The sequence below is a fragment of the Streptomyces beihaiensis genome (genome assembly GCF_026274175.1).
Lineage (GTDB): Bacteria > Actinomycetota > Actinomycetes > Streptomycetales > Streptomycetaceae > Streptomyces > Streptomyces beihaiensis.
In genome coordinates this window covers 1-809 of record NZ_JAPHNL010000224.1, presented here as the reverse complement: position 1 = coordinate 809, position 809 = coordinate 1, and the positions used below count along the sequence as shown (strand labels likewise).

General features: G+C 66.1%; 1 protein-coding gene and 1 pseudogene. Both read left to right on the top strand.

What is annotated here, in order from left to right; translation table 11 throughout:
- A pseudogene (locus tag OFY01_RS18295) lies at positions 1-402 on the top strand (DUF3459 domain-containing protein); the annotation flags it as partial.
- A gap of 39 nt (positions 403-441) precedes the next feature.
- On the top strand, positions 442-809 hold a 368-nt coding region (locus tag OFY01_RS18290; protein ID WP_266601238.1), incomplete at its 3' end, for an alpha-amylase family glycosyl hydrolase.

The window sequence follows — 809 nt, the reverse complement described above, 5'->3', positions numbered from 1 at the left end:
CGTGACTGGGCCGCGGCCGAGCGCGAGGGTCGTAGCATCGCCCCGTTCATCACCCGCCTCAACGAGATCCGGCGCCGTCACCCGGCCCTGCACCGGCTGCGCGGCATCCACTTCCACCACGCCGACAAGGAAGAGGTGATCGTGTATTCGAAGACAGCCGACGGCGCACACGGTTCGAACACGGTTCTGGTGGTCGTGAACCTCGACCCGCACCACACCCAGGAGGCCACGGTCTCGTTGGACATGCCGCAGCTGGGGCTCGGCCCGCACGAGACCGCCCTGGTGCGGGACGAGCTCACCGGCGACGTCTACCACTGGGGCAGGACGAACTACGTGCGCCTCGATCCGGGCCGGTCACCCGCGCACATCCTCACCGTCCAACGACCGTCCACGCCGCGATGAACGCTGCTCTGCCCAGGGATTCGGAGGGTCAACCACACCATGATCATGAATGAACCCGTCCCGGACACCTTCGAGGACACCCCCGCCAAGGACCGGGACCCTGACTGGTTCAAGCGTGCCGTCTTCTACGAGGTCCTCGTCCGCTCCTTCCAGGACAGCAACGGCGACGGCATCGGCGACCTCAAGGGCATCACCGCCAAGCTCGACTACCTGCAATGGCTCGGCGTCGACTGCCTGTGGCTGCCGCCGTTCTTCAAGTCCCCGCTGCGTGACGGCGGTTACGACGTGGCGGACTACACCTCGGTCCTGCCCGAATTCGGCGATCTGGCGGACTTCGTGGAGTTCGTGGACGCGGCGCATCAGCGGGGCATGCGGGTGATCATCGACTTCGTCATGAACCACACCAG